This is a genomic window from Sphingomonas sp. AC411 (assembly GCF_979253035.1).
In genome coordinates this window covers 1,144,583-1,169,828 of the sequence record NZ_CEEDAQ010000001.1, presented here as the reverse complement: position 1 = coordinate 1,169,828, position 25,246 = coordinate 1,144,583, and the positions used below count along the sequence as shown (strand labels likewise).

Below are 25,246 nucleotides of genomic sequence, written 5' to 3'. Positions count from 1 at the left end.
TGGGGGTGGGTTGGGTTCCGCATGATGGACCACCAGTGGCACGAACCGGCCTACCCATCCCCAACCCCTCCCTTCCAGGGAGGGGAGCGTGTTGTGGTCCTGACGTAACGCAGGCATCGCCTTCCAGCCGTTTCCAGACCGCCGCCTCTTTCCTAGCCGCGGCCCCTGTTGCATGGAGCGCCGCGATGACTGCCGTTCCCGCTTTCGATGATGCGCCCTCCACGCAGGTTTCCCCGGTTGCGCGCGTCGTCGCGCCGGTGTTCCACCGATTGCTCGACCGGATCGACGCGGGGCTCGAGAGCGGCGGGATCGACGCGCGATTGCCCGATGGCACGCGACGGCTGATCGGCGGATGCGCGCCTGGGCCTTTGCCTGTCGTCACCGTCCATCGTTGGCGCGCGCTGGTCCGGCTCGCGACGGCGGGGTCGGTCGGCTGGTATGAGGGCTGGGCGGCAGGCGACTGGTCGAGCCCCGATCCGGTCCCGCTGTTCGATCTGTTCATGCGCAACCGGCGGTCGTTGGGGGGCTCGGCGCGGTCAGGGGCGTGGTGCGGTTGGCGGCGCGGGCGTGGCACAGGATGCGGCGGAACGACCTGACCGGCTCGCGCCGGAACATCGCGGCGCATTACGACCTTGGCAACGATTTCTACGAGACGTGGCTCGATCCGAGCCTGACCTATTCGAGCGCGATCTTCGCCGAGCCGTTCGACGATGCCGAACCGCATGAGGCGGCGCAGGGTAGAAAGCTGCGTGCGATCCTCGATCGGACCGGGGCGCGGGCGGGCGATACGATCCTGGAGATCGGTTGTGGCTGGGGGTCTTTCGCCGAGATGGCGGCGCGGGCGGGGGTCGGCGTGCATGCGCTCACCCTGTCGGTCGAGCAGAAGCGACAGATCGACGACCGGATCGCGGCGGCTGGGCTCGACGGCGTGCGCGTGGCGCTGACCGATTACCGTGACGTCACCGGCACCTATGACGCGGTGGCGAGCATCGAGATGGTCGAGGCGGTCGGCGAGGAATATTGGCCGGTGTATCTCGACGCGATCGCGCGCGCGCTGAAGCCCGGCGGGCGTGCGGCGTTGCAGTATATCTCGATCGACGATGCGATCTTCGACTCCTACTCGCGGAGTGTCGATTTCATCCAGCGTTATGTGTTTCCGGGCGGGATGCTGTTGTCCGAGCCGCGGTTTCGCGCGCTGGCGGAGGCGCGTGGGTTGGTTTGGGAGGATCGGCGCGGGTTCGGGTTGCACTATGCTGAGACGTTGCGGCGGTGGCGCGTGGCGTTCGATGCGGCAGTCGCGGAGGGGCGCTTGCCGGCGCGGTTCGATGCGCGGTTCGTGGCGTTGTGGCGCTACTATCTGATGTATTGCGAGGGCGGGTTTCTCGGCGGCGGGATCGATGTCGCGCAGGTTACTTTGGTGAAGCACTAAAATCCTCCCCGCCAGGGGAGGTGGCGCAAAGGCGACGGAGGGGAGGACACGGAGCCTACGTGGTCGCTTACCTCCCCTCCGTCTGGCAAGCGCCAGCCACCTCCCCTGGCGGGGGAGGATCCCGTTAGTTCACCCGCTCGAAATGGCCGGGTTCGAAGCCTTCGATCGCCAGCGCCACGATCCGGTCCGCTACCACCGTCGGCTCTTTGACTGAGTTCGGATCCTCGCCCGGATAGGCGCGCGCGCGCATCTTGGTCCGGGTCGCGCCGGGATCGACGATCGCGGTACGGATCGCGCTGATCTCCGCCATCTCGTCGCCATACGCGCCGAGCAGCGTTTCGAACGCGGCCTTCGACGCGCCGTAGAGGCCCCAATACGCGCGGGGCTTGCGGCCGACGCTGGAGGTTACGCCGATCACCCGGGCCGACTTCGCCTTCTTCAGCATCGGATCGAACGCCGCGATCAGGGCGGCCTGCGCGCTGACGTTGAGTGTCAGGACCTGCGCCATTTCCTTCGGATCGATCGCCGGGACCGACGACAGCGAGCCGAGCATGCCAGCATTGAGGACCAGAATGTCGAGCGCATCCCAGCGATCGCCGATCGCGGTCGCCAAGCGCCCGATGGCTTCACTCTCCGCCAGATCCAGCGGGGCGATCGTCGCCGAACCGCCAGCCGCGTGGATCGTCGCCTCGACCTCTTCGAGACCGCCGGGCGTGCGCGCCGTCAGGACGACGTGTGCGCCCTTGGCCGCCAGCGCGATCGCGGTCGCCGCGCCGATGCCGCGGCTCGCACCGGTGACCAGGGCTAGCCGGCCGTCGAGAGGCTTGTCCGTCATAATCGCTCCGGGGATATCAGATGACGCGTTCGGCGAGCATCGCGAACTGGTCGACTTCCGAACCTTCGTCATGGTCGGTCAGCGTGGTCGGGTAGTCGCCGGTGAAGCACGCGTCGCAGTATTTCGGGCGGACATCCGCGCGCTTCGCCTCGCCGAGCGCCTTGTAGAGGCCGTCGATCGAGATGAAGTTCAGGCTGTCGGCGTGAATGAAGCCCGTCATGCCACCGAGATCCAGCTTAGCCGCGAGCAGCTTTGCGCGCTCGGGCGTATCGACGCCGTAGAAGCACGAATGCCGCGTCGGCGGGCTGGCGATCCGCATGTGCACTTCGGCGGCGCCCGCCTCGCGCATCATCTGGACGATCTTCAGCGAAGTCGTGCCGCGGACGATCGAATCGTCGACCAGGATGACCCGCTTGCCCTTGATCAGCGCACGGTTGGCGTTGTGCTTGAGCTTCACGCCGAGATGGCGGACCTTGTCGCCGGGCGAGATGAACGTGCGGCCGACATAATGCGAGCGGATGATGCCGAGTTCGAACGGAATGCCCGACTGCTGCGCATAGCCGATTGCCGCCGGCGTCCCCGAATCGGGCACCGGAATGACGAGATCCGCATCGACCGGCGATCTCGATCGCGAGCTGCGCGCCGATCGCCTTCCGCACCGAATAGACCGAGTGATCGTCGACGATCGAATCGGGCCGCGAGAAATACACCCATTCGAAGATGCACGGCCGCGCCGCCATCGGCGCGAACGGCCGGATCGAGCGTATCTCGGCCCCCTGGACGATGACCAGTTCGCCCGGCTCGACCGCGCGGACGAAGGTGGCGCCGACGACGTCGAGCGCGACCGTCTCGGAGGCAAAGATCACCGCGTCGCCGAGCTTGCCCATCACGAGCGGACGGATGCCGAGCGGATCGCGACAGGCGATCATGCCCTCCGGCGTCATCACGATCAGCGAATAGGCGCCCTCGATCTGCTTCAGCGCATCGATGAAGCGATCGAGCAGCGTCCGGTAGTTGGACGTCGCGACGAGATGGATGATCGTCTCGGTATCGCTGGTCGACTGGAAGATCGAACCGCGCCGGACGAGCTCGCGCCGCAGCCGCATCGCATTGGAAATATTGCCGTTATGCGCGATCGCGAAGCCGCCGGTCGACAGCTCGGCGTAGAGTGGCTGGACATTGCGCAAGGCCGTCTCGCCGGTCGTAGAATAGCGGACATGGCCGCAGGCGACGGTGCCGGGGAGGGCGCGGATCACGTCGTCGCGATCGAAATTCCCTGCGACGTGGCCCATCGCGCGGTGGGTGTGGAAATTGGCGCCGTCGAAGGTCGTGATGCCGGCGGCTTCCTGCCCGCGGTGCTGCAGCGCGTGCAGCCCCAGGGCTACGAGCGCGGCCGCGCCATCGGTGGCGGAGACGCCGAACACCCCGCATTCTTCGCGGAGTTTGTCGTCATCGAAAGGATTGGTCGTCTGCATGCCGGATCTCACGTCGTGCGGAAGCTGCCCTATACGAGCGGTTGGCGGGCTTGTCGCCTGTTTGTAATAACATTGCGTGCCGCTGGTCGCATCGCGCCGGGTTTCGGGTATATCCGGGGCATGACACACAGCCGCGACACGGGCCTGACGCTCGATCCGAAATTCGATTCCGCCGGGCTTCTGACCGCGGTCGTCACCGACCGCGTGTCGGGCGACGTGCTGATGGTCGCGCATATGAATGCGGAGGCGCTGGCGCAGACGCAGGCAACCGGCGAGGCGCATTTCTGGTCGCGGAGTCGCGAGAAGCTGTGGAAGAAGGGCGAGACGTCTGGGAACGTGTTGCGCGTCGCCGAGCTGCGGATCGATTGCGATCAGGATGCGGTGTGGGTGATCGCCGATGCCGCGGGCCCGGCGTGCCATACCGGTGAACGCACCTGTTTCTTCCGGCGGATCGATGGAGATAAGCTGGTGCCAGCTGGATGAGGCGGGCGCTGCTGCTCGCTTTAGTGTTGGGCGGATGTGGGCGAGAGCCGTCCAATGTCGTGGCGGACAGCGCGGGGGCTCGGCTGGAGGCGGCGGCCGAGACGGCGGGGATCGTGCCGGATCCGAACGCGCCGCTGCAAGGATCCTGGGCGCGCGATACCGACCGGGTCTGCGTCGTCGGGACGGACAAGATTGCCCGGACCGGGGTCAGCGTCGATTATGGCGAGGCACAGGGCTGTACCGCGTCGGGCACGGTCGAGCGCTCGGGCGACGCACTCAAGGTCGTGTTCGGCACGTGCAAATTCGACGCGAAGTTTGACGGAGACCGAATCGTCTTCCCAGCCGAAATGCCCGAGGCCTGCGAGTCGCTCTGCACCGGCCGTGCCTCGCTCGCTGCGCTGACCGTCGATCGGATCAGCGAATCGCGCTCGGAGGCTTCGACGTTGCGCTCAACGGGTGGGCAATCATCTGCCGGGAAGTTGCTTTGCGCTAATTGACGTTGACGTAAACGAGAGTTACTTGTTCGGGGATGGCGACACGAGCATCTCCTTCCCCGGTTTCTCCCGAGTCCTACGCGGTAATCGAACCGCGGCACGACCGTGAGAGCTTCACGATCTCCGACCTGTCGGCCGAGTTCGACGTGACTGCGCGCGCGCTGCGCTTCTACGAGGACGAGGGGCTGATCGCGCCCGAGCGTCGCGGCACGCAGCGCATCTATTCGCACCGCGACCGCGCGCGTCTCGCGTGGATCCTGCGCGGCAAGCGCGTCGGGTTCAGCCTCGGCGAGATCTGCGAGATGATCGATCTCTACGATCTCGGGGACGGTCGCCGTGCGCAGCGCCAGGTCGTGATCGAGCGCAGCCAAGCCCGGATCGCGCTGCTGACCGCGCAGAAGCGCGACATCGATCTCGCCATCGATGAACTCACCAGTTTCGTGGCCCTTCTCGAAGCCAGCCGCGCCCAAGACACCCCGCAAGGATAAACCATGCCCCAGTATACGCCCCCCGTCCGCGACACGCGTTTCGTCCTCGAGCATGTCGTTGGCCTGCCACGCTATTCCAATCTCCCCGGCTTCGATGCGGCCTCGCCTGACGTCGTCGACGCGGTGCTCGAAGAGGGCGGCAAGTTCGTCGCCGAAGTCCTGTTCCCGCTGAACCTGTCGGGCGATCAGCAGGGTTGCACGCGGCATGAGGACGGCTCGGTAACGACGCCGGACGGCTTCAAGGAGGCGTACAAGCAGTATGTCGAGAGCGGCTGGGCGACGCTCGGCAACCAGCCGGAGTATGGCGGGCAGGGGATGCCGCACGTCGTGTCGACCGCGTTCCAGGAATACATGATCTCGTCGAACATGGCGTTCGCGATGTATCCAGGGCTCACGCACGGCGCGATCGCCGCGCTGATCGCCAAGGGTTCAGACGCGCAGAAGGCGATGTACGTGCCCAAGATGGTGTCCGGCGAATGGGGCGGGACGATGAACCTGACCGAGCCGCAGTGCGGCACCGATCTCGGCCTGATCCGCACCAAAGCCGAGCCGCAGGCTGATGGCTCGTACGCGATCACCGGCACCAAGATTTTCATCTCTTCGGGCGAGCATGATCTGACCGAGAACATCATCCACCTCGTGCTGGCCAAGACGCCGGGCGCGCCGGACAGCTCGAAGGGCATTTCGCTGTTCGTAGTGCCGAAGGTCATGGTGAACGAGGATGGGTCGCTCGGCGCGCGCAACGGCGTCACCTGCGGCTCGATCGAGCACAAGATGGGCATCCACGCAAATTCGACCTGCGTGATGAACTATGATCTCGGCGACCGGCTGGCTGGTCGGCGAGGAGATGAAGGGCCTCGCGGCGATGTTCATCATGATGAACGCCGCGCGCCTCGGCGTCGGGCTTCAGGGGCTGGGCGTGGCCGAGGTCGCGTACCAGAACGCGGTTCAGTATGCGCAGGATCGTCGCCAGGGTCGTGCCCTGACCGGGCCGAAGGAGCCGCAGGAGAAGGCGGACACGCTGTTTGTGCACCCCGACATCCGCCGCATGCTGATGGAGGGCAAGTCGCTGACTGAGGGTCTGCGCGCGCTGATCCTGTGGACCGCGCTCCAAGCCGATCTCGAGCACAACGCCGAGAGCGAGGAAGAGCGTCAGCTCGCCGGCGACCTGATCTCGCTGCTGACCCCGGTCATCAAGGGTTACGGCACCGACATGGGCTATGCGATCGCGACCAACGCGCAGCAGGTCTATGGCGGCCACGGCTACATCGCCGAATGGGGCATGGAGCAGTATGTCCGCGATGCGCGGATCGCGATGATCTACGAGGGCACCAACGGTGTGCAGGCGATGGATCTGGTCGGGCGCAAGCTCGCGCAGAATGGCGGTCGCGGGATCCAGGCGTTCTTCAAGCTGGTGGCGGACGACGTCGCGGCGGCGAAGGGCGATCCGGCGACGGCGGCGTTCGCCGAGGCGCTGGAGAAGGCAAACGGCCAGCTTCAGGCGGCGACGATGTGGTTCATGGCGAACGGCATGAAGAACCCTGAGAACGTCGGTGCCGGCGCGGTCAGCTACATGCACCTGATGGGGATCGTAGCGGTCGGCGTCATGTGGCTGCGGATGGCGGTCGCGGCGACCAAGCTGAAGGCGGCGGGCGAGGGCGAGGCTGCGTTTCTCGACGCCAAGCTGGTCACCGCACGCTTCTATGCCGAGCGGATCCTGCCGGATGCCGGCGCGCTGCGTCGGAAGATCGAGGGGGCGCGGAGTCGCTGATGGCGCTTCCGCCCGAGATGTTCATGGCGGCTTGATCGGGGCCCTTGCTCCCCTCCCTGAAAGGGAGGGGCAGGGGTGGGTTGGTTTCCGCAAGCTCCAGACGGTAGTGACTCAGCTGGCCGACCCACTCTCAACCCCTCCCTTCCAGGGAGGGGAGCCTGATCGGACTACTTGGTGATCGGCGCGGCCGACGCTGGGGTTGCCGTTACCGGCGGCGCGGCGGGGTTCGGTTTCCGCCGAACGCCGTTCAGTTCGATGGCCGCGGCAGGCGCGTTCGGCGCAACGGCGGGTGGCGGTGGTACGGCAGTCATCGCCGCCCGCGCCACCATGCACTGGGTCGGATCCGCGCGCTTGAACTGACGGCAGTTCCACAGCGATCGCTCGTAGTTGCTCGCCCGATCGCGCAAATAGCTGAAACTCAATGCGGCCGTCTGCGCGGGCTCCAGCGGGATCGCGGTCGCCATCTTCGTGCCGTCGGTCCACGCCATGTAGCGGCAGAAGGGTTTGTCGCCGCACGCCTGGGCCGCAAGCAGGGTCAAGCCGTCGGCACTCTGGTTGCGCGGCAACGTCACGAAGATCGTATCGCCATCGAGCGGCGTCACGGACGCAGACGCCCCTCGGCAGCCGTGCCAAACCCCGCCGTGCCAAACCCCATAGCGATCGACGCTTCCGCCAGTGCGGCATCCGCCTCGGCCAGCGCAGCGCCCGTCTTGTGCGCGTCGGACAGGTCGGCAAGCTGTGTGATCACCGGCTCGACCGTTTCCGGGTGACGGCCGAACGCCGCGGGTGTGCCCCACCAGCCGGACCAGCGGAAGAACAAATGCGTGTTCACTGCGGCGATCTTGTCGAGGCTCGACTGCCAGTACGGCACGACCCAGTCGGTATGGTAATGCGTGGCATAGCCGACCTGTTTGAACACCGCCCCGGACAACGACGCAGTGGCCACGTCTCGCGCCCGACGCCAGGCATCGTCGGTCGGGTGCCAGCGCGTGATCGCACCGTCGCAGCTGAAGCTGAACTGGCAACCGGTGGCGCGGTCCTGCCCCTCGAACACGACGCCGCACACGGTCTTCGGGAAGGCCGGATGGCGCAGGCGATTGAGCACGACCTGCGCGACCGCACGTTCGCCGAGCGTGTCGTCGCCGGCCTCGTACAGTATACCCGCCGCCATACAATCGGTGGCGCGCGCCAAATCTTCAGGTCCGCCGGCAAAGCGGAACGGGCGTGCGGCCGGGTTGGGGGCCGTCGAAAACGGCACCGTCGCATTGAACGCGCGCGCGTCCTCGGACTGAGGTCGACGAACTTGACGGGCTCGACTTCAGGCACCTCGGCTTGCGGCACGACCTGACCGGGCGGGAGCTTCACCCGCTTTGAGACGTGAACGATCGTGGGCGCGTTGGCGACGACCAGCGCAGGCCCGATGATCGCCAGCGCGGAAATGCCGACGAGAGTGGCGCGCAGCACCCGAGTGCCGCGCGCGGAAAGATCGGTCTTCACTGTTCTGGCAGGAAGTCCGGAACCGACAGATAGCGCTCGCCGGTGTCGTAGTTGAACCCGAGAACACGAACGTTGTCCGGCAGATCGGGCAGCTCTGGAGGATCGCCGCGAGCGTCGCGCCCGAGCTGATGCCGACCAGCATGCCTTCTTCGGTAGCCGAGCGACGCGCCATGTCCTTCGCCACCGCGGCATCGACCTCGATCACGCCGTCGAGCGCCTGGGTATGCAGGTTCACCGGGATGAACCCCGCGCCGATCCCCTGGATCGGGTGAGGCCCCGGCTGGCCGCCAGCGATCACCGGCGAAGCAGCCGGCTCCACCGCGTAGACCTTGAGCGACGGCCATTCCTTCTTCAGCGCCTCGGCGACGCCGGTGATATGGCCGCCGGTGCCGACACCGGTGATGATGACGTCGATCGGCGTATCACGGAAGTCGGCGAGAATTTCCTGCGCCGTCGTTGCCACATGCACGGCGATGTTCGCAGGGTTCTCGAACTGCTGCGGCATCCACGAGCCGGGGGTCTGCTCGACCAGTTCCTTGGCGCGCTCGATCGCGCCCTTCATGCCCTTCTCGCGCGGAGTCAGGTCAAAGGTCGCACCGTATGCGAGCATCAGACGACGGCGTTCGATCGACATGCTCTCGGGCATGACGAGGACGATCTTGTAGCCCTTCACCGCGGCGACCAGCGCCAGGCCGATACCTGTGTTGCCACTGGTCGGCTCGATGATCGTACCGCCGGGCTTGAGGTGGCCGTCCTTCTCCGCGGCCTCGACCATCGCGAGCGCGATGCGGTCCTTGATCGACCCGCCGGGGTTCGACCGCTCGGACTTCACCCAGACTTCGGAATCGGGGAACAGCTTCGACAGGCGGACGTGCGGCGTGTTGCCGATCGTGTCGAGGATCGAGTTGGCCTTCATGGCTTGGCTTCTCCGTGCTGAGGTTCGGTCTCTAGGATCTCTGGGGATCAAAGGTTTTCGCGCGGCCTAGTTCCGGGAACAATCGCGCCCAGCCGATCGTGATCGCAATAGCACCGACGCCGCCGAACACCACCGCGCCGACCGGGCCGAGCAGCGACGCCATCACCCCGCTCTCGAATTCGCCGAGCTCGTTCGAGGCCGAGATGGTAAGCTGAGACACCGCGCTCACGCGGCCGCGCATCGCATCCGGCGTATGGAGCTGGATCAGCGACTGGCGGACATAGACCGAGATCATGTCCGCGCCGCCCGCGACGATGAGCGCGATCAGACTGAGGACGAAGGCCGGGTGGATGGGGAAGCCCGCGATCGTGCCGGGCGCGATGCCGAGCAGGTCGACGATCGGGGTGGCGACGCCGAAGGTGAGGATCGCGAGGCCGAATACGACGACGGCGATCAGCATCTTCACGCCGACATTGGTGCTCATCGGGCGCACCGAGAACCACACGGCCGTGATCGCCGCGCCGATGCCCATGCCGGCCGCGAGCACGCCCAGCCCCTGGGATCCGACGTGGAGGATGTCGCGCGAGTACACCGGCAGCAGCGAGGTCGCGCCAGCGAGCAGTACCGCGAACAGGTCCAGCGTGATGGTCGCGAGGACGAGGCGGTTGCGGCGGACATAGGTGAAGCCCTCGATGATCCGGGCAAGCGGGCGGTGATCGGTCTGCGTCGCGGGCTGCGGTACCGGGCTGATCATGAACATGAAGACGAGCGCCACGAGGAATAGCAGCGTGGCGACGCCGTACGCGACCTCGGGGTGGATCGCGTAGAGCAGCCCGCCGACGCTGGGACCGGCGATCGTGCCGACCTGCCACGCGATCGAGCTGATCGCGATCGCGGTCGGGAGCACGGCGCGGGGGACGAGGTTCGGGGCCAATGCGGAATACGCCGGGCCGGAGAAGGCGCGCGCCACGCCGAACGCGACCGCGGCGACGAACAGCACGCCGAGCGTCAGGTGGCCGGTCCACGTCAGCAACCACAATGTCGCGGCCGTGAGCACCAGCAGCGTCGTCGTGCCCCGGACGATCCAGCGGCGGTCGAAGCTGTCCGCGATGAGGCCGGTGATCGGGGTGAGCAGGAACAGCGGCACGAACTGCGCGAACCCGATCATGCCGAGCATGAAGGCCGCCTGGCGGATGTCCATCGTCTCGCGGGCGATATTGTAGACCTGCCACCCGATCACGATCGACATCGCGCTGACCGCGATCGTGCCGGTGAAGCGGGACAGCCAATAGGCGCGGAAATTGGCGATCCGTAAGGGATGCTGGTTGGGGTCTGTCGTGGGAGCCATTGCGATGGGCTTTAGGCTCGGGCGCGAGGGGAGGGCAACCGGAGCTTTGCTTGGGGTGGGGATAGTGGCTCGCTCGTCCCCCTGTCCTCCCGCTTTCGCGGGAGAACAGGGAAACGGCAGCTGTCTTGCCAAACACACTCCGTCACCCCGGACTTGTTCCGGGGCCCACCGTTCCGCACACTCATCGGCCTAAGAGAACGCGGAACCGTGGATGCCGGCACAAGTCCGGCATGACGGAGAAGCCTCCATCCCAAGCCCCCAAAACCAACATACCCCAGACGGGAATTGATGTTCCGCCCCGTCCGCGCCTATAGGCTCCCTCAACTCCCCTACGGAAAACGAGGTTTCCCACATCGTGGCCAAGACCCCCACCAGCACGCGCAATCGCCGAACCGCCGATTACGAACCGCGAACGACCGGCCGAACCCAAGCCGTACGAGGCGTCGAAAGACGAACTGCTCGAAATGTATCGGCAGATGCTGCTGATCCGCCGTTTCGAGGAAAAGCGGGCCAGCTCTATGGCTTGGGCCTGATCGGTGGCTTCTGCCATCTCTACATCGGCCAGGAAGCCGTCGCTGTCGGCCTTCAGTCCGCGCTCAACGGCGAGACCGATCTCGGTGATCACCGGCTACCGCGATCACGGCCACATGCTCGCCTACGGGATCGACCCGAAGGTGATCATGGCCGAGCTGACCGGGCGCAATTCGGGGATCTCGAAGGGCAAGGGCGGGTCGATGCACATGTTCTCGACCGAGCATAAATTCTACGGCGGCCACGGCATCGTCGGTGCGCAGGTGTCGCTCGGCACCGGCCTCGCGTTCAAGCACAAATATTCGAACGACGGCGGCATCTGCATGGCCTATTTCGGCGACGGCGCCGCGAACCAGGGCCAGGTGTACGAGAGCTTCAACATGGCCGAGCTCTGAAGCTCCCGATCATCTTCGTGATCGAGAACAACCAGTACGCGATGGGCACCAGCGTCAACCGCGCCTCGGCCGAGGACCAGCTGTATCGCCGCGGCGAGAGCTTCCGCATTCCCGGTATCCAGGTCGACGGCATGGACGTGCTCGCCTGCCGCGGTGCTGCCGAGGAAGCGCTGGCGTGGGTCCGCGCGGGCAAGGGCCCGGTCATCCTCGAGATGAAGACCTATCGCTATCGTGGCCACTCGATGTCCGATCCCGCCAAGTACCGCACGCGCGACGAGGTCCAGGCAGTTCGCGACAAGTCGGATCCGATCGATCACATGAAGAAGCTGCTCAACGCGCAGGGCGTGACCGAGGCGGATCTCAAATCCCTTGAACAGGAAATCAGGAAAATCGTGAACGAAGCCGCGGATTTCGCCGAGCAGACCCCGGAGCCGGATGCTGCCGAGCTCTACACCGACGTTCTGGTGGAGAAGTACTGATGGCGATCGAGATCAAGATGCCCGCGCTCTCCCCGACGATGGAAGAGGGCACGCTGGCCAAATGGCTCGTCAAGGAAGGCGACAGCGTCAAGTCGGGCGACATCCTCGCCGAGATCGAGACCGACAAGGCGACGATGGAGTTCGAGGCGATCGACGAAGGCACGATCGGCTCGATCGCCGTGCCCGAGGGCACCGACAACGTGAAGGTCGGCACCGTCATCGCGACGATCCTCGAAGAGGGTGAGAGCGCCAGTGACGCCAAGGCTGCGAAGCCGGCCGAGGCGCGCTCCGGCGACGCAGCCAACGCCGCGCCGAAGGAAACGCCGTCAGACGACAAGGCACCGCCAGTTCCGGAAGGGTCTTCGCCCGCCAAGGCCGAGAGCGGCACGCAAGCGCTCGTCGCGTCGGCCGAGAAGGTCGGTATCTCCGACCCGGCGATCCCCGAGGGCACCGAGATGGTCAAGACGACCGTCCGCGAGGCGCTGCGCGACGCGATGGCCGAGGAAATGCGCGAGGACGACCGCGTCTTCGTGATGGGCGAGGAAGTCGCGCAGTATCAGGGCGCTTACAAGGTCACGCAGGGGTTGCTCGACGAGTTCGGCGACCGTCGCGTGATCGATACGCCGATCACCGAATACGGCTTTGCCGGCATCGGCGCGGGCGCGGCGATGGGTGGCCTTCGCCCGATCGTCGAGTTCATGACCTTCAACTTCGCGTTGCAGGCGATCGACCACATCATCAACTCGGCCGCCAAGACCAACTACATGTCGGGCGGCCAGATGCGCTGCCCGATCGTGTTCCGCGGTCCCAACGGCGCTGCGTCGCGCGTGGGTGCGCAGCATTCGCACAATTTCGCGGCGTGGTATGCGAGCGTCCCCGGCCTGATCGTGATCGCGCCCTATGACGCGGCGGATGCGAAGGGCCTGCTCAAGGCCGCGATCCGCACCGAGGATCCGGTCGTGTTCCTCGAGAACGAGCTGATGTACGGCCGCAGCTTCGACGTCCCCAAGCTCGACAACCACGTCCTGCCGATCGGCAAGGCGCGGATCGTCCGCGAGGGCAAGGACGTCACGATCGTCAGCTACTCGATCGGCGTCGGCATCAGCCTCGAAGCCGCCGAGAAGCTGGCCGAGGAGGGCATCGACGCGGAGGTGATCGACCTGCGCAACGCTGCGCCCGCTCGACACCGAGACAGTCCTGAAGAGCCTCGCCAAGACCAACCGCATGATCATCGTCGAGGAGAATTGGGCGACCTGCTCGATCGCCTCGGAGATCGTGTCGGTAGTGATGGAGCACGGCTTCGACGACCTCGACGCCCCGGTGCTCCGCGTGACCAACGAAGACGTCCCGATGCCCTATGCGGCAAACCTCGAAAAGCTGATGCTGGTCGACGTCGCGAAGGTCGTGACGGCGGTGAAGAAGGTTACCTGCAAGTAATCCCGACGCACCGGCCGGAACATCCGGCCGGTGCGTTCACGCTGCGTAGGTCGTGCAAACGCTCGCTGTGGTACCGGGTACCGTCGCCAGGACCTGCGTATTGCGCTCGCGAACGTTGTACACGGACTCGGAACGCAGGGTCGGCGTACCGAAGAAGCGTGACGAGACCAGCGGCTGATACCGGTACGTCACCTCGACGAAGATCAGCGCGGAGCCGGGACCGGCGACGATCTTGCGCGTGCTGCTACCCATATAGGGCAGCGTGTTGTCGTTCTGGCCCTTGCCTTCCGTACCGTATTTCGGTTGCGAGTCAGCAATGTTCAGCGCGCCGGTGCAGCGTTGCCAGCGGATATACTGGCCGGCCTTCGGTGCTTCCTCGCCGTTCGGCTCGACGCTGGAGACCACCACGCGCCCGTTGGCGTTGAAATCGATACCGCCACCGATGAATTTCGCGCTGAGCAATGCCTCGTTGACGTCGGATTCGTCGATCAAGTCTCGGACGCGTGCGACGTTGTCGGAGATGGCCGTGGAGATCTGGTTCACGCGCATCACCGCGACCGCCATGTGTGGATCTCTGCGCCGGCTAGTCCGAGCGTGAGCAGGACCGGTGCCACGATCGCGAACTCGATCATCGCAAGGCCGCGAACGTCTGCTCGAAACCGGCGGGCGAGGGTTTGGAGACGGCTCATGTCACCTTGGTGCATATGTTCGTCGGCTCTGCGCGCGAGGTGAAAGGCTGGTTACGGATTACCGTCGTGGCGGCAACGCTGCGGGTCGCTCCCCAGGACAGCAGTGCGCCGACCGGGGTCAGGTTCGGATAAGCAACGTTGACCGTGTAATAAACTACGTCGTCAGCACTGCCGACGCCGGTGTCGCCCGGCGTTGCGTCATAAACACCGTTGTTGTTCGCGTCTTCGAAACAGTCGCCAAGATTGAACACGCCTTTGGGATCGGTGTCCGACGTGATCTTTTCCGGCTTGCCGACGTTCGAGAAGTTGTAATAGCGCCGGGTCGAAACCGTCACATATTGCGCGGGGACAATCGCCTGAACTTCGGATTTGATGGTCGTCACTACGTCGGCGGCCGTCTTGTTGCCGACCGTAACCTGCCGCGATGCCTTCGACAGCGCACCTTGGACGACAGCGGTGACATACCCCTGATACCCGATTTCGAGAATCGAGAGCAGCAGTCCGATAAGCACCGGTACGATCAGCGCGAACTCGACGATCGTCGCACCGCGCTTGTCGTGCCTGAGCGCGTGGAGCCTCGACGACGTCGCGATCACTGGTTTATCCTCAACGACCCGATCTTGCTGCCGATCTCCTGGAACTTCGCGATCAGTGCGGGCGCGGTCGTGATGCCGGACGCCATCGCCGGCGTGGTAGCACAGTTCTGCATGTCGGAGGTCAGCGTGGTCGAGAATGCGATGACGTAGAGCTGAATGCCCTGACTCTTGGCCGCATTGCAGGCCATGCGGAAGCGTTGGAGGTGCCGCTGCAACTGCTCAGCCGCGAGCTGCGTAGCATTGCCAGCTGACGTTCCAAGCACACGCTTGTCGCGCTCTTCGGCGCCATAGGTCGTGTATACGTTGAGGTACGGCGAAAGATCGCCGTCGGTCATGAAGATCATGTATTTGCGGAACGCTGAACCCACGCAATTTCTTGGGATTGTCGGGGTCGTTTTGATCGTTTGTTTCAGGTGTCGCGGATGCGAATATGCCATCGGGCGATATAAATCTCGCGCCCCATATAACGCCGATATCGTGATAGGTGCCGCCCAAAGGCTTCAGATTGTTGATATAGGACATGAACGAAGTTTTGTCGTTATAGTATTCCCTCAGCCGACTTGCGGCACTCGCACAATATTTTTCGTCGGTGTACTGACCTGCCGGATTTGAACTTGGATTAAACTCTGCTTCGGGCCACCACGGTGCCCAGCGACTGGCATCTGAGGTCGGCAGCATGTTGATGTCGAGGTCCCAAGCGCTGGCAGGCGCGGTCGTTGCGGATCCTCCATCGATCGTGACATTATCGGTCTGGCGCTCCTCGATACAGCCAGCCCACCGGGATTTGGTTGTCGGATATGTGCCAGGCGTATTGACCAGCGCGCCCGTCTTGAACAACGAGGTGTCGAGCGTCATCTGCCCGTAGGTCGCGTAAGCGCCAAACCAGCCCGTTGTGATCGTTCGCGATTGATACGGAGCGCTGCTGCGAATGTAGTTCGGATTCTCCGCGTAGACGAGCTTTCCGACGTTCACGGTCGCATTATAGGGCACGAACCCGTAACGGAGCCGGAGGTTGTTGGCATGCAGCTGATCCTGAGCCGACTGGAGCGTGTCGTAGAGTGATTCCGACGCATCGCGCAGGGCCTGCATCTTCGAATTATATTGTTCAATCTCGCCGCATGCGTCGTTTGGCCGGTTTGTCGGACAGTTCATCGAACCCGACATGTCGAGCACCAGCATGATGTCGGTCCCGACGAAATCCTGTGTCGCGGAGCAGCTCGTCGACAGGTTCAAGTTGGAGAAGCCGAATAGCTTCATCACCGTCGTCGGAATCGTCGTCGCAGCGGTGATCTTCACCGTGCCGATCGACGGTACGGTAACGACCGGCATGAACGCAGCCGTGCCGAACGATGCCTGAGGGAAGTTGAAGTTGAAGTAATTCGTGGCTTCGGTTTCGACGGCGGGCGTCAGGGTGGTACCCGACAGCAAGCGCCGCGCCGCCAGCGATCCCGCGTCGCACGCCTGCTGGAGGCGGTCGCGCGCGACGTAAGCGCGTGCCATGTCCAGGCCCGACCCGACCATTGCGATCAACGGCATCATCGCGAACGCGACGATCATCAAGGTATTGCCGCGGACATCGGTACGCAGCCGCCCAAGAAAGGTCGTCGGCCGTTGTCGTTTTAGGCCGTGCTTGGCGCTCATGCTGTCCTGACTCGATGCGGGTAGTAAGGTGCGGTGGGGTTCAGACGGTATCGGTGTCGCCTCTCCTTGCGCCACGACCCGGTAAGCGCTGCTCAAGGAACATGGTTATCCGGCTATTAACCGTGCCAACCGCTGATCGGTGGGGGTGCGGATCGGCTGGCCGTGCGCTATCGAGCCAGGCATGACCCGACCCGACCTAGATCACCATTTGGCGCTCAGCTATGCCGACGCCGCGGTGCGCCCCGCGCTCGACGCCCTGTTCGCGCTCGACGATACACTCGGCGCGATCCTGCGGACGACGCGGGAGCCGTTGGTTGGCCAGATGCGATTGACGTGGTGGTACGAGGCGCTGGAGCGACTGGATGGTGCGCCAGCGCCGGCCGAGCCCGTGCTGACCGCGCTCCAGGCGTGCGTGCTGCCCGCTGGGGTATCGGGGACGATGCTGGCGGCGATGACCGATGGGTGGGAGGCTCTGCTGGAGCCGGTGCTCGATGCCGCGGCCGTCGAACGGTTCGCGCGCGATCGGGGGCGCAGAGTGTTCGAACTGGCCGGCACATTGCTGTCGGTGACGGATGCGCGCGTTGGGCTCGCAGGCGAGGGCTGGGCGATGGCCGATCTGTCGCAGCGGCTGACCGACGCGCCTAGCCGCCAGTTGGCACGTGCGAGGGCGGAGCTGGCGCTCGACGCGGCATTGCGGGGTCGCTGGCCGGGCAGGGCACGGGCGCTCGGGGCGATGGCGCTATCGGCGCGGTTCGACGTGTCGGATCCACCGCCGCCACCCGGCAGCCCGAAGCGGGTCGGGCGGTTGGCGTGGCACAGACTGACCGGATACTGACCAATCGGATGGGGATCGTCGCCTCCGGGGCCTAGCGTGCAGGCTTGGGCAATGGGGGCGGCAGCGATGTGGCGATATCTGGCAGGCGGGGCGGCGGTCATCGCGTTGATCGTCGCAGGGTTCATGCTGTTCAGCGGGAGCGCGCGGCCCAGGCCGCTGCTGCCTACACAACCGATATCGAAAGCGGGCAGCGCGGCGGTCCCAACCGATCCGCTACCCGATGCCGCGCCCGAGGCGACCGCCAAGACGCGCGAGCAGAAGCGGTTCGATCGCTACGACAAGGATCGCGACGCGCAGATCACGCGCGAGGAATATCTCGTTCAGCGGCGCAAGGCTTATGCGCGGCTGGACGTGGACGGCGACGGCAAGCTCTCGTTCGACGAGTGGGCGGTGAAGGCGACGACCAAGTTCGCCGACGCGGACCGTAACAAATCCGGGGCGATGACCGCGCCCGAATTTGCCACCACGGCGGTCAAGCGGAAGGGGCCAGCTCGGGTGAATTGTCCACCGGTTCAGGCTGTTGGGGAGGAGACTTGAGCCACTCTGCGAGCGCCGCACGGCCCCGGTCGGTGTACATCTTCTTGCGGTCGGTCTTCTTGGTCCGGCCGGGGATCGGTGGGAACAGGCCGAAGTTCACGTTCATCGGCTGATACGTCTCGGCCTCCGCGCCGCCGGTGATGTGCCCGAGCAACGCGCCGAGCGCGGTCGCGTAGGGCGGTGGCGTCAATGTCTTGCCGGTGAGTTCGGCCGCCGCGAACATCCCCGCGAGCATGCCGATCCCACAGCTTTCGATATACCCCTCGCACCCGGTGATCTGGCCGGCAAAGCGGATGTTCGGGCGTGATTTCAGCCGCAGCGTCTCGTCGAGCAGTTCGGGCGAGCGGATGAACGTGTTGCGGTGCAGCCCGCCGAGCCGCGCGAACTCGGCGTTCTCCAGACCGGGAATCGTGCGGAACAGGCGGACCTGGTCGGCGTGCTTGAGCTTGGTCTGGAAGCCGACGATGTTCCACAGCGTGCCCTGCGCGTTGTCCTGCCGAAGCTGGACGACCGCGTGCGGCCAACGCCCGGTCTTCGGGTTGTCGAGCCCGACGGGCTTCATCGGACCATAGCGCAGCGTGTCGATGCCGCGTTCCGCCATCACCTCGATCGGCATGCAGCCGTCGAAATAGGGCGTGTCCTTCTCCCACTCCTTGAATGGGGTCTTCTCGCCGTCGACCAGCCCCTGGTGGAAGGCCAGATACTGGTCCTTGTTCATCGGGCAGTTGATGTAATCCTTGCCCTCGCCCTTGTCCCAGCGCGACGCGAACCAGGCGGTGTCCATGTCGATCGAATCGCGGTGGACGATCGGGGCGAGCGCGTCGAAGAACGCAAGCGCCTCGCGGCCGGTCTCCGCGCCGATCCCGGCGGCGAGCGAGGCGGCCGTCAGCGGACCGGTGGCGATGATCGTCGGGCCGTCGGGCAGTGCGTCGACGCGTTCGCGGACCAGCGTGATGTTCGGATGCCGGTCGATCGCCTCCGTCACGCTGTTCGAGAAATTGTCGCGATCGACCGCGAGCGCCGAGCCGGCGGGGACGCGGTGGATGTCCGCCTGCCGCATGATCAGCGAGCCGAGCGTGCGCAGTTCCTGGTGAAGCAACCCGACGGCGTTGCTCTCGGCATCGTCCGAGCGGAAGCTGTTCGAGCAGACGAGTTCGGCGAGGCCGTCGGTCTGGTGCGCGGGCGTGCCTTCGCCGCTGCCGCGCATTTCGGACAGACGGACCTTGAGGCCGGCTTCGGCGAGTTGCCAGGCGGCTTCGGAACCGGCGAGGCCGCCGCCGATGACGTGAATATCGTGGGTCATTCCGGTCAGATAGCGCGGGACGCCTGGTCTGTCAGCGGTTGTCGTGCCAGCGGTGCAATACCACTTCGCCTTCATGACCCATCCCACGAAGATCTTCACGATCGGCTATGAAGCCACGACGATGGCCGATTTCCTCGGCGCGCTGAAGGCGGCGGGGGTGGAGCGGGTGATCGACGTCCGCGCGCTGCCGTTGTCGCGGCGGCCGGGGTTTTCGAAGACCTCGCTGGCCGCGTCGTTGCGCGAAGCCGAGATCGATTACGTGCATCTGAAGGCGCTCGGCACGCCGAAGCGGGGACGCGATGCGGCGAAGAAGGGCGATGTGGCGACCTTGACCGCGGTGTATGACGAGCAACTCGAACTCCCCGAGGCTCAGGCACAAGCCGCGATCATGCTGGGGTTGGCGGCGGAGAAGCCGAGCGCGCTACTCTGCTACGAGCGCGACCCGTGTCATTGTCACCGGACGCTTTTGTTGCGGGCGGTGGGCGAGGGGGCCGAGGTGGTGGATCTGTTTACGTAGAGGCTACTTTAGGAGGGCTTAGGTGAAGACGACCGGAGCGCACCGTCACCCCGGACTTGTTCCGGGGACCACGGTTCCGCGAACTTCACACCGCTGGCTACCTGGAACGGTGGATGCCGGAACAAGCCCGGCATGACGGAGGTATGTGGGTGGCGAGTCTCTCCACCTAGCATGTTGCATTGCAGCACTCCCTACGCTAACGCACCTCCACTCGCTTGGACCCGGTGCAATTCCGGGTGGCTATTCCGGCCGCCGATCCGCCGGACAACGCACCGACGCCTTCATTAAAGAACCGCCCGCGCAATCGCCGCGGTTCTCGCGTCCTTTGCGGATTTACACATGACATCACTTTCTCGTTACCGGGCCGAATGGTTCAGCGGCCCCACGGCTGCGCGCCGTGACGTCCTAGCCGGTATGGTCGGCACCTTCGCGCTGATCCCCGAGGTCATCGCCTTCTCGTTCGTCGCCGGCATCGATCCCGAAGTTGGCCTGTTCGCCTCATTCGTGATCGGCATCGTCATCGCGTTTGCAGGCGGCCGCCCCGCGATGATCTCCGGCGCGGCGGGGTCCGTCGCACTCGTCGCCGCTGCGCTCGTCCACGCCTATGGCCTGCAATATCTGCTCGTCGCCACGATCCTCGCCGGCGCACTCCAGATCGCGTTCGGGCTCGCCAAGCTCGACATACTGATGCGGTTCGTGTCGAAGTCGGTCCATGCTGGCTTCGTCAACGCGCTCGCGATCCTGATCTTCTCGGCGCAAGTGCCGCAGATGGTCGGCGTCAGCTGGCAGGCCTATGCGATGATCGCCGGCGGCCTCGCAATCATCTACCTAGTCCCGCGCATCTCCAGCGCGATCCCGTCGCCGCTGATCTGCATCGTCGTGCTCACCGCGATCGCGATGTGGGTCCCGATGCCGCTCAAGACCGTCGGCGATCTCGGCCGCCTGCCGGATCTCGCTCCCTCGTTCGGGCTGCCTGACGTGCCCCTGACCTGGGACACGTTGCGGATCGTAGCGCCCTATGCGTTTGCGATGGCCGCGGTCGGCTTGCTCGAATCGATGATGACCGCCAGCGTCGTCGACGAACTCACCGAGACCACCAGCTCGAAGGCGCGCGAATGCACCGGGCTCGGCCTCGCCAACATCGCGGCGGGCGCGTTCGGCGGCATCGCCGGGTGCGGGATGATCGGTCAGACCGTCGGCAATGTCCGCTACGGCGGCACCGGGCGGCTCTCGACGATGGTCGCGGGTGTGTTCCTTGATCGTCATGGTCCCGCTGCGGCCGTGGGTCGCGCAGGTGCCGGTTGCGGCGCTGGTCGCGATCATGATCATGGTGTCGATCAGCACCTTCTCCTGGGGCTCGCTCCGCGACCTCGCGCGCCATCCCAAGATGTCGAGCGTGGTGATGGTCGCCACCGTCGTCGTCACCGTGGCGACTCACGATTTGTCGCTCGGCGTCGGGGTCGGCGTGCTGCTCAGCGGCGTGTTCTTCGCGTGGAAGGTCACTCGGCTGATGGACGTCGCGATCGATCACGACGCGGCAAGCGACACGCGCATCTACCGGGTAAGCGGGCAGATCTTCTTCGCCAGCGCCGACATCTTCGCCGACCGCTTCGACCTCCGCGAGACAGCCCGCGCCGTCCGCATCGATCTGACCAACGCGCATCTCTGGGACGTCACGGCAGTCGCCGCGCTTGAAGATGTCGTCGGCAAGCTACGCCGCCACGGCCGCGAGGTCGAGGTCATCGGCCTCAACACGGCGAGTGCCACGCTGGTGGATCGCCACGCCCCGCTGATGATGGATCCGATCGGGGGCTAATGCTCGATCTTTGGGGCGGGCGAGAAATACGATGCTGTGCGCGCCCCCGACGCCCTACGTCGAGGGGGATGACGAACCTTCCAGATACCGGCCCCGTGTCGCTCACGCATCTCCAGCGGCTCGAGGCGGAGAGCATCCATATCTTGCGCGAGGTGGTCGCCGAGTGCGAGCGCCCGGTGATGCTCTACAGCGTCGGCAAGGACTCCGCGGTGATGCTGCATCTCGCGCGGAAGGCCTTCTATCCGTCGCCGCCGCCATTCCCGCTGCTGCATGTCGATACGACGTGGAAGTTCAAGGCGATGTACGATCTGCGCGACCGGATGGCGGCGGAGAGCGGCATGGAACTGCTCGTCTACAAGAACCCCGAGGCCGAGGCGCGCGGGATCAACCCGTTCGACCACGGCGCGCTCCACACCGATATGTGGAAGACGGAGGGGCTCAAGCAGGCGCTCGATCTCCACGGCTTCGATGCGGCGTTCGGCGGCGCACGGCGCGACGAGGAGAAGAGCCGCGCGAAGGAACGCGTCTTCTCGTTCCGTGCGGCGCATCATCGCTGGGATCCGAAGAAGCAGCGTCCCGAGCTGTGGAACCTCTATAATGCGCGGAAAGCCAAGGGCGAGAGCATCCGCGTCTTCCCGATCTCGAACTGGACGGAACTCGACGTCTGGCAATACATCCAGCTCGAGGACATCCCGATCGTCCCGCTCTATTTCGCCGCACCGCGCCCGACGGTCGAGCGCGACGGCATGCTGCTGATGGTCGACGACGATCGCTTCCGCCTGGAACCCGGCGAGGTGCCGGTCGAGCGCTCGATCCGCTTCCGCACGCTCGGCTGCTACCCGCTGACGGGCGCGGTCGAGAGCGAGGCCGGCACTCTGTCCGCAGTGATCCAGGAAATGCTGCTGACCACCACCAGCGAACGCCAGGGCCGCGCGATCGACCGCGACGCGGGCTCGGCGAGCATGGAGAAGAAGAAGCAGGAGGGCTATTTCTGATGGCTACGCGCGCCCAAGAGTCCGCCTATCAGGTGCAGGACATCATCGCCGAGGACATCGACGCCTATCTGCTCCAGCATCAGCATAAGAGCCTGCTCCGCTTCATCACCTGCGGGTCGGTGGACGACGGAAAATCCACGCTTATCGGACGCTTGCTGTACGACTCTAAGATGATCTTCGAGGATCAGCTTGCGGCGTTGGAGAGCGATTCGAAGAAGGTCGGCACGCAAGGCCAGGAGATCGACTTCGCGTTGCTGGTCGACGGGCTCGCCGCCGAGCGCGAGCAGGGCATCACGATCGATGTCGCCTATCGCTATTTCTCGACCGAGAAGCGCAAGTTCATCGTCGCCGATACGCCGGGGCACGAGCAATATACGCGCAACATGATCACCGGCGCGTCGACCGCCGATCTCGCGGTGATTCTGGTCGACGCGCGCAAGGGTATCCTCACGCAGACCAAGCGGCACAGCTATCTGGCGCATCTGATCGGCATCCGGCATCTCGTGCTGGCGGTGAACAAGATGGACCTCGTGGGGTACGACCGGGCGACCTACGACCGGATCGTCGCGGACTATGCGACGTTTGCGGAGTCGATCGGGATCGCTGCCTTCACGCCGATGCCGATCTCCGGCTTCAAGGGCGACAACATCACGACCTCGAGCGCGAACACGCCCTGGTACGAGGGGCCGACGCTGATCGACCATCTCGACACGGTGACGCTCGACGTTAGCGAGGATCAGGCGGGCGCGTTCCGCATGCCGGTTCAGTGGGTCAACCGTCCGAACCTCGATTTCCGCGGCTTTTCCGGGCTGGTCGCGAGCGGCTCGATCGCGCCGGGCGACCCTGTGCGCATCTTGCCGGGCGGGCGAACCTCGACGATCGCGCGCGTGGTGGCGTTCGGCGGCGACCTGGAGAAAGCCGTTGCCGGGCAATCGGTGACGCTGACGCTCGCGGATGAGATCGATTGCTCGCGCGGCGACGTGATCGTTGCCGCGGATTCGCCCCCGAGGCCGCCGATCAGTTCGAGGCGACGGTGGTCTGGATGGCCGACGAGGAGATGCTGCCGGGACGTCCTTACTGGCTGAAGCTCGCGACGCAGACGGTGACGGCGACCATTCAACAGCCGAAATACCAGATCAATGTCAACACGATGGAGCGGCTTGCTGCCAAGACGCTGGAACTGAATGCGATCGGTATCGCCAACCTGTCGACCGATCGGCCACTGGTGTTCGAGCCCTATGCGGACAATCGACAGTTCGGCGGGTTCATCCTGGTCGACAAGATCACCAATGCGACGGTCGCGGCGGGGATGCTGCACTTCTCGCTCCGTCGTGCGCAGAACGTGCATTGGCAGGCGACCGATATCGGCCGCGAGGCGCATGCCAGCTTAAAGAACCAGAAGGCGGCGGTGCTGTGGTTCACCGGTCTGTCGGGCGCGGGCAAGTCGACGATCGCCAATCTCGTCGAGATGAAGCTCGCGCGGATGAACCGGCACACCTTCCTGCTCGACGGCGACAATGTCCGCCACGGGCTGAACCGCGATCTCGGCTTCACTGATGCGGACCGGGTCGAGAATATCCGTCGCGTCGGCGAGGTGGCCAAGCTGATGACCGATGCCGGGCTGATCGTGATCACCGCGTTCATCTCGCCGTTCCGTGCCGAGCGCGAGATGGTGCGGCAGATGATGGCGCCAGGCGAGTTCATCGAGGTGCACATCGATACGCCGCTCGCGGAAGCCGAACGGCGCGACGTGAAGGGGCTGTATGCAAAGGCGCGGGCGGGCAAGCTTGCCAACTTCACCGGGATCGATTCGCCATACGAACCGCCGGCCAACCCGGAAATCCGGATCGATACCACAGGCATGATTCCCGGCGAGGCGGCCGATGCGATCGTCGCGATGCTGATCCCATGAGCAGCGCGATGACCGATGGCGAACTCGCTGCGCATCTGGCGGAGACGGCGGGGCGGTTGCTGCTCGAGGTGCGGCGGTCGGGCGTGTTCTCGCCTGGCGCGCTCGGCAAGGCAGGCGACGAAACCGCGAACGCGTTCCTCGTCCATGCGTTGCAGGATGCGCGGCCCGACGACGGGCTGTTGTCCGAGGAGCGCAAATGCGACGGCACACGAACGGCAATGTCGCGCGTGTGGATCGTAGACCCGGTCGACGGCACGCGCGAATATGGCGAGGCTCGCGACGATTGGGCGGTGCACGTGGCACTCGCGATCGATGGCGTCGCGACGGTTGGCGCGGTGGCGCTGCCGGGACTGGGCCTCGTGCTGCGCTCGGACCGGCCCGCCCCGGTGCCGCTACCAGGCGACCCCTTGCGCATGGTCGTCAGCCGCACGCGACCCGCGCCCGAGGCGGTGAAGGTTGCGGAGGTGCTAGGCGCGACGCTGATCCCGATGGGGTCGGCGGGCGCAAAGGCGATGGCGGTAGTCCGCGGCGAGGCGGACATCTACCTTCATTCGGGCGGTCAGTATGAATGGGATTCCGCCGCACCGGTCGCAGTGGCGGCGGCGTTCGGGCTTCACTGCAGCCGGATCGACGGCTCGCCGCTCGTGTATAATTGTCGGGATGTCTACATGCCCGACCTGCTGATCTGCCCCGTCGCGCTGCGCGATCGGGTGATGGCGGCGAGGGCAGCGTAATCTTCCGTGCGATCCTCCCCAGCCAGGGGAGGTGGCGCGAAGCGACGGAGGGGGCGGTGAAGGAAACCGCTGTTGCGTGTCCTCCCCCTCCGT

At 65.3% G+C, this 25,246-nt stretch carries 18 protein-coding genes, 8 pseudogenes and 1 other annotated feature; of the genes and pseudogenes, 14 read left to right on the top strand and 12 right to left on the bottom strand.

Annotated features, from left to right (window positions below; genetic code table 11):
- The first annotated feature begins 185 nt into the window (after positions 1–185).
- A pseudogene (locus AC0IX7_RS06025) lies at positions 186–1,429 on the top strand (class I SAM-dependent methyltransferase).
- 124 nt (positions 1,430–1,553) lie between these two features.
- On the opposite strand, the gene AC0IX7_RS06020 reads toward AC0IX7_RS06025, so the two are convergent.
- Both AC0IX7_RS06020 and purF read right to left on the bottom strand, forming a co-directional pair.
- The gene (locus tag AC0IX7_RS06020) at positions 1,554–2,264 is read right to left on the bottom strand and encodes an SDR family NAD(P)-dependent oxidoreductase (RefSeq protein WP_471810853.1); all 711 of its coding nucleotides are present in this window, start codon (positions 2,262–2,264) and stop codon (positions 1,554–1,556) included.
- Positions 2,265–2,280: 16 nt separating this feature from the next.
- Positions 2,281–3,739: pseudogene (gene purF, locus AC0IX7_RS06015) on the bottom strand (amidophosphoribosyltransferase).
- Positions 3,740–3,859: 120 nt separating this feature from the next.
- Between purF and hisI the strand changes: the two are divergent.
- The 4 genes and pseudogenes from hisI to AC0IX7_RS05995 all read left to right on the top strand — a co-directional run bounded on the left by hisI (position 3,860) and on the right by AC0IX7_RS05995 (position 7,010).
- Positions 3,860–4,222, top strand: a complete 363-nt coding sequence (hisI, locus tag AC0IX7_RS06010) for a phosphoribosyl-AMP cyclohydrolase (RefSeq protein WP_471810852.1) — start codon at positions 3,860–3,862, stop codon at positions 4,220–4,222.
- Positions 4,223–4,281: 59 nt separating this feature from the next.
- Entirely contained in the window at positions 4,282–4,719 is a 438-nt protein-coding gene (locus AC0IX7_RS06005; RefSeq protein ID WP_471810851.1) for a hypothetical protein, read from the top strand.
- Positions 4,720–4,751: 32 nt separating this feature from the next.
- Entirely contained in the window at positions 4,752–5,204 is a 453-nt protein-coding gene (locus AC0IX7_RS06000) for a MerR family transcriptional regulator (RefSeq protein ID WP_471810850.1), read from the top strand.
- Positions 5,205–5,207: 3 nt separating this feature from the next.
- A pseudogene (locus AC0IX7_RS05995) lies at positions 5,208–7,010 on the top strand (acyl-CoA dehydrogenase C-terminal domain-containing protein).
- A 132-nt stretch (positions 7,011–7,142) separates the two neighbouring features.
- Here AC0IX7_RS05995 and AC0IX7_RS05990 read toward each other — a convergent pair.
- The 4 genes and pseudogenes from AC0IX7_RS05990 to AC0IX7_RS05975 all read right to left on the bottom strand — a co-directional run bounded on the left by AC0IX7_RS05990 (position 7,143) and on the right by AC0IX7_RS05975 (position 10,736).
- Positions 7,143–7,577, bottom strand: a complete 435-nt coding sequence (locus AC0IX7_RS05990; protein WP_471810849.1) for a hypothetical protein — start codon at positions 7,575–7,577, stop codon at positions 7,143–7,145.
- Positions 7,574–8,146, bottom strand: coding sequence for a cell wall hydrolase (locus AC0IX7_RS05985; RefSeq protein ID WP_471810848.1), 573 nt, complete (start codon positions 8,144–8,146; stop codon positions 7,574–7,576). The genes AC0IX7_RS05990 and AC0IX7_RS05985 overlap by 4 nt, the downstream gene beginning before the upstream one ends.
- Positions 8,147–8,468: 322 nt before the next feature.
- Positions 8,469–9,388 (bottom strand): annotated as a pseudogene (gene cysK, locus AC0IX7_RS05980) (cysteine synthase A).
- 31 nt (positions 9,389–9,419) lie between these two features.
- Positions 9,420–10,736, bottom strand: coding sequence for an MFS transporter (locus tag AC0IX7_RS05975; RefSeq protein WP_471810847.1), 1,317 nt, complete (start codon positions 10,734–10,736; stop codon positions 9,420–9,422).
- Positions 10,737–11,134: 398 nt separating this feature from the next.
- Here AC0IX7_RS05975 and pdhA point away from each other — a divergent pair.
- Both pdhA and AC0IX7_RS05965 read left to right on the top strand, forming a co-directional pair.
- Positions 11,135–12,141: pseudogene (gene pdhA, locus AC0IX7_RS05970) on the top strand (pyruvate dehydrogenase (acetyl-transferring) E1 component subunit alpha).
- Positions 12,141–13,578, top strand: a pseudogene (locus AC0IX7_RS05965) (pyruvate dehydrogenase complex E1 component subunit beta). The pseudogenes pdhA and AC0IX7_RS05965 overlap by 1 nt, the downstream one beginning before the upstream one ends.
- 36 nt (positions 13,579–13,614) lie before the next feature.
- On the opposite strand, the gene AC0IX7_RS05960 reads toward AC0IX7_RS05965, so the two are convergent.
- Genes AC0IX7_RS05960 through AC0IX7_RS05940 form a run of 5 tightly spaced genes read right to left on the bottom strand, consistent with a single transcriptional unit; the run spans position 13,615 to position 16,579 of the window.
- Positions 13,615–14,142: a pilus assembly protein gene (locus AC0IX7_RS05960; protein WP_471810846.1), complete on the bottom strand. Its 528-nt coding sequence runs from the start codon at positions 14,140–14,142 to the stop codon at positions 13,615–13,617.
- Complete coding sequence (locus tag AC0IX7_RS05955; protein WP_471810845.1) at positions 14,127–14,267, bottom strand: TadE/TadG family type IV pilus assembly protein; 141 nt, start codon at positions 14,265–14,267, stop codon at positions 14,127–14,129. Before AC0IX7_RS05955 ends, AC0IX7_RS05960 begins: the two co-directional genes overlap by 16 nt.
- Entirely contained in the window at positions 14,264–14,863 is a 600-nt protein-coding gene (locus AC0IX7_RS05950; RefSeq protein WP_471810844.1) for a TadE/TadG family type IV pilus assembly protein, read from the bottom strand. Before AC0IX7_RS05950 ends, AC0IX7_RS05955 begins: the two co-directional genes overlap by 4 nt.
- Positions 14,860–15,051: a hypothetical protein gene (locus tag AC0IX7_RS05945; protein WP_471810843.1), complete on the bottom strand. Its 192-nt coding sequence runs from the start codon at positions 15,049–15,051 to the stop codon at positions 14,860–14,862. Before AC0IX7_RS05945 ends, AC0IX7_RS05950 begins: the two co-directional genes overlap by 4 nt.
- A 31-nt stretch (positions 15,052–15,082) precedes the next feature.
- Positions 15,083–16,579 carry a TadE/TadG family type IV pilus assembly protein gene (locus tag AC0IX7_RS05940; protein ID WP_471810842.1) on the bottom strand — a complete coding sequence of 499 codons (1,497 nt, stop codon included), beginning with the start codon at positions 16,577–16,579 and terminating at the stop codon, positions 15,083–15,085.
- A gap of 106 nt (positions 16,580–16,685) precedes the next feature.
- Between AC0IX7_RS05940 and AC0IX7_RS05935 the strand changes: the two genes are divergently transcribed.
- Positions 16,686–17,339, top strand: coding sequence for a squalene/phytoene synthase family protein (locus AC0IX7_RS05935; protein WP_471810841.1), 654 nt, complete (start codon positions 16,686–16,688; stop codon positions 17,337–17,339).
- Positions 17,340–17,405: 66 nt separating this feature from the next.
- Complete coding sequence (locus AC0IX7_RS05930; RefSeq protein WP_471810840.1) at positions 17,406–17,876, top strand: EF-hand domain-containing protein; 471 nt, start codon at positions 17,406–17,408, stop codon at positions 17,874–17,876.
- Here AC0IX7_RS05930 and trmFO read toward each other — a convergent pair.
- On the bottom strand, positions 17,812–19,179 hold the full coding sequence (trmFO, locus tag AC0IX7_RS05925) for a methylenetetrahydrofolate--tRNA-(uracil(54)-C(5))-methyltransferase (FADH(2)-oxidizing) TrmFO (protein ID WP_471810839.1): 1,368 nt from the start codon (positions 19,177–19,179) through the stop codon (positions 17,812–17,814). The genes AC0IX7_RS05930 and trmFO overlap by 65 nt on opposite strands.
- A gap of 73 nt (positions 19,180–19,252) precedes the next feature.
- On the opposite strand from trmFO, the gene AC0IX7_RS05920 reads away from it, so the two are divergent.
- The 5 genes and pseudogenes from AC0IX7_RS05920 to AC0IX7_RS05900 all read left to right on the top strand — a co-directional run bounded on the left by AC0IX7_RS05920 (position 19,253) and on the right by AC0IX7_RS05900 (position 25,153).
- On the top strand, positions 19,253–19,696 hold the full coding sequence (locus AC0IX7_RS05920; RefSeq protein ID WP_471810838.1) for a DUF488 domain-containing protein: 444 nt from the start codon (positions 19,253–19,255) through the stop codon (positions 19,694–19,696).
- Between the two features lie 214 nt (positions 19,697–19,910).
- Positions 19,911–19,966: a sequence feature (sul1 is cis-regulatory element that is thought to sense ions involved in sulfur or methionine metabolism; They are found in Alphaproteobacteria), on the top strand.
- Between the two features lie 69 nt (positions 19,967–20,035).
- A pseudogene (locus tag AC0IX7_RS05915) lies at positions 20,036–21,512 on the top strand (SulP family inorganic anion transporter).
- A 68-nt stretch (positions 21,513–21,580) separates the two neighbouring features.
- Entirely contained in the window at positions 21,581–22,507 is a 927-nt protein-coding gene (gene cysD / locus AC0IX7_RS05910) for a sulfate adenylyltransferase subunit CysD (protein WP_471810837.1), read from the top strand.
- Positions 22,507–24,419, top strand: a pseudogene (cysN, locus tag AC0IX7_RS05905) (sulfate adenylyltransferase subunit CysN). Before cysD ends, cysN begins: the two are co-directional and overlap by 1 nt.
- Positions 24,416–25,153 carry a 3'(2'),5'-bisphosphate nucleotidase CysQ gene (locus AC0IX7_RS05900; protein ID WP_471810836.1) on the top strand — a complete coding sequence of 246 codons (738 nt, stop codon included), beginning with the start codon at positions 24,416–24,418 and terminating at the stop codon, positions 25,151–25,153. The pseudogene cysN and the gene AC0IX7_RS05900 overlap by 4 nt, the downstream one beginning before the upstream one ends.
- Positions 25,154–25,246 lie beyond the last annotated feature (93 nt).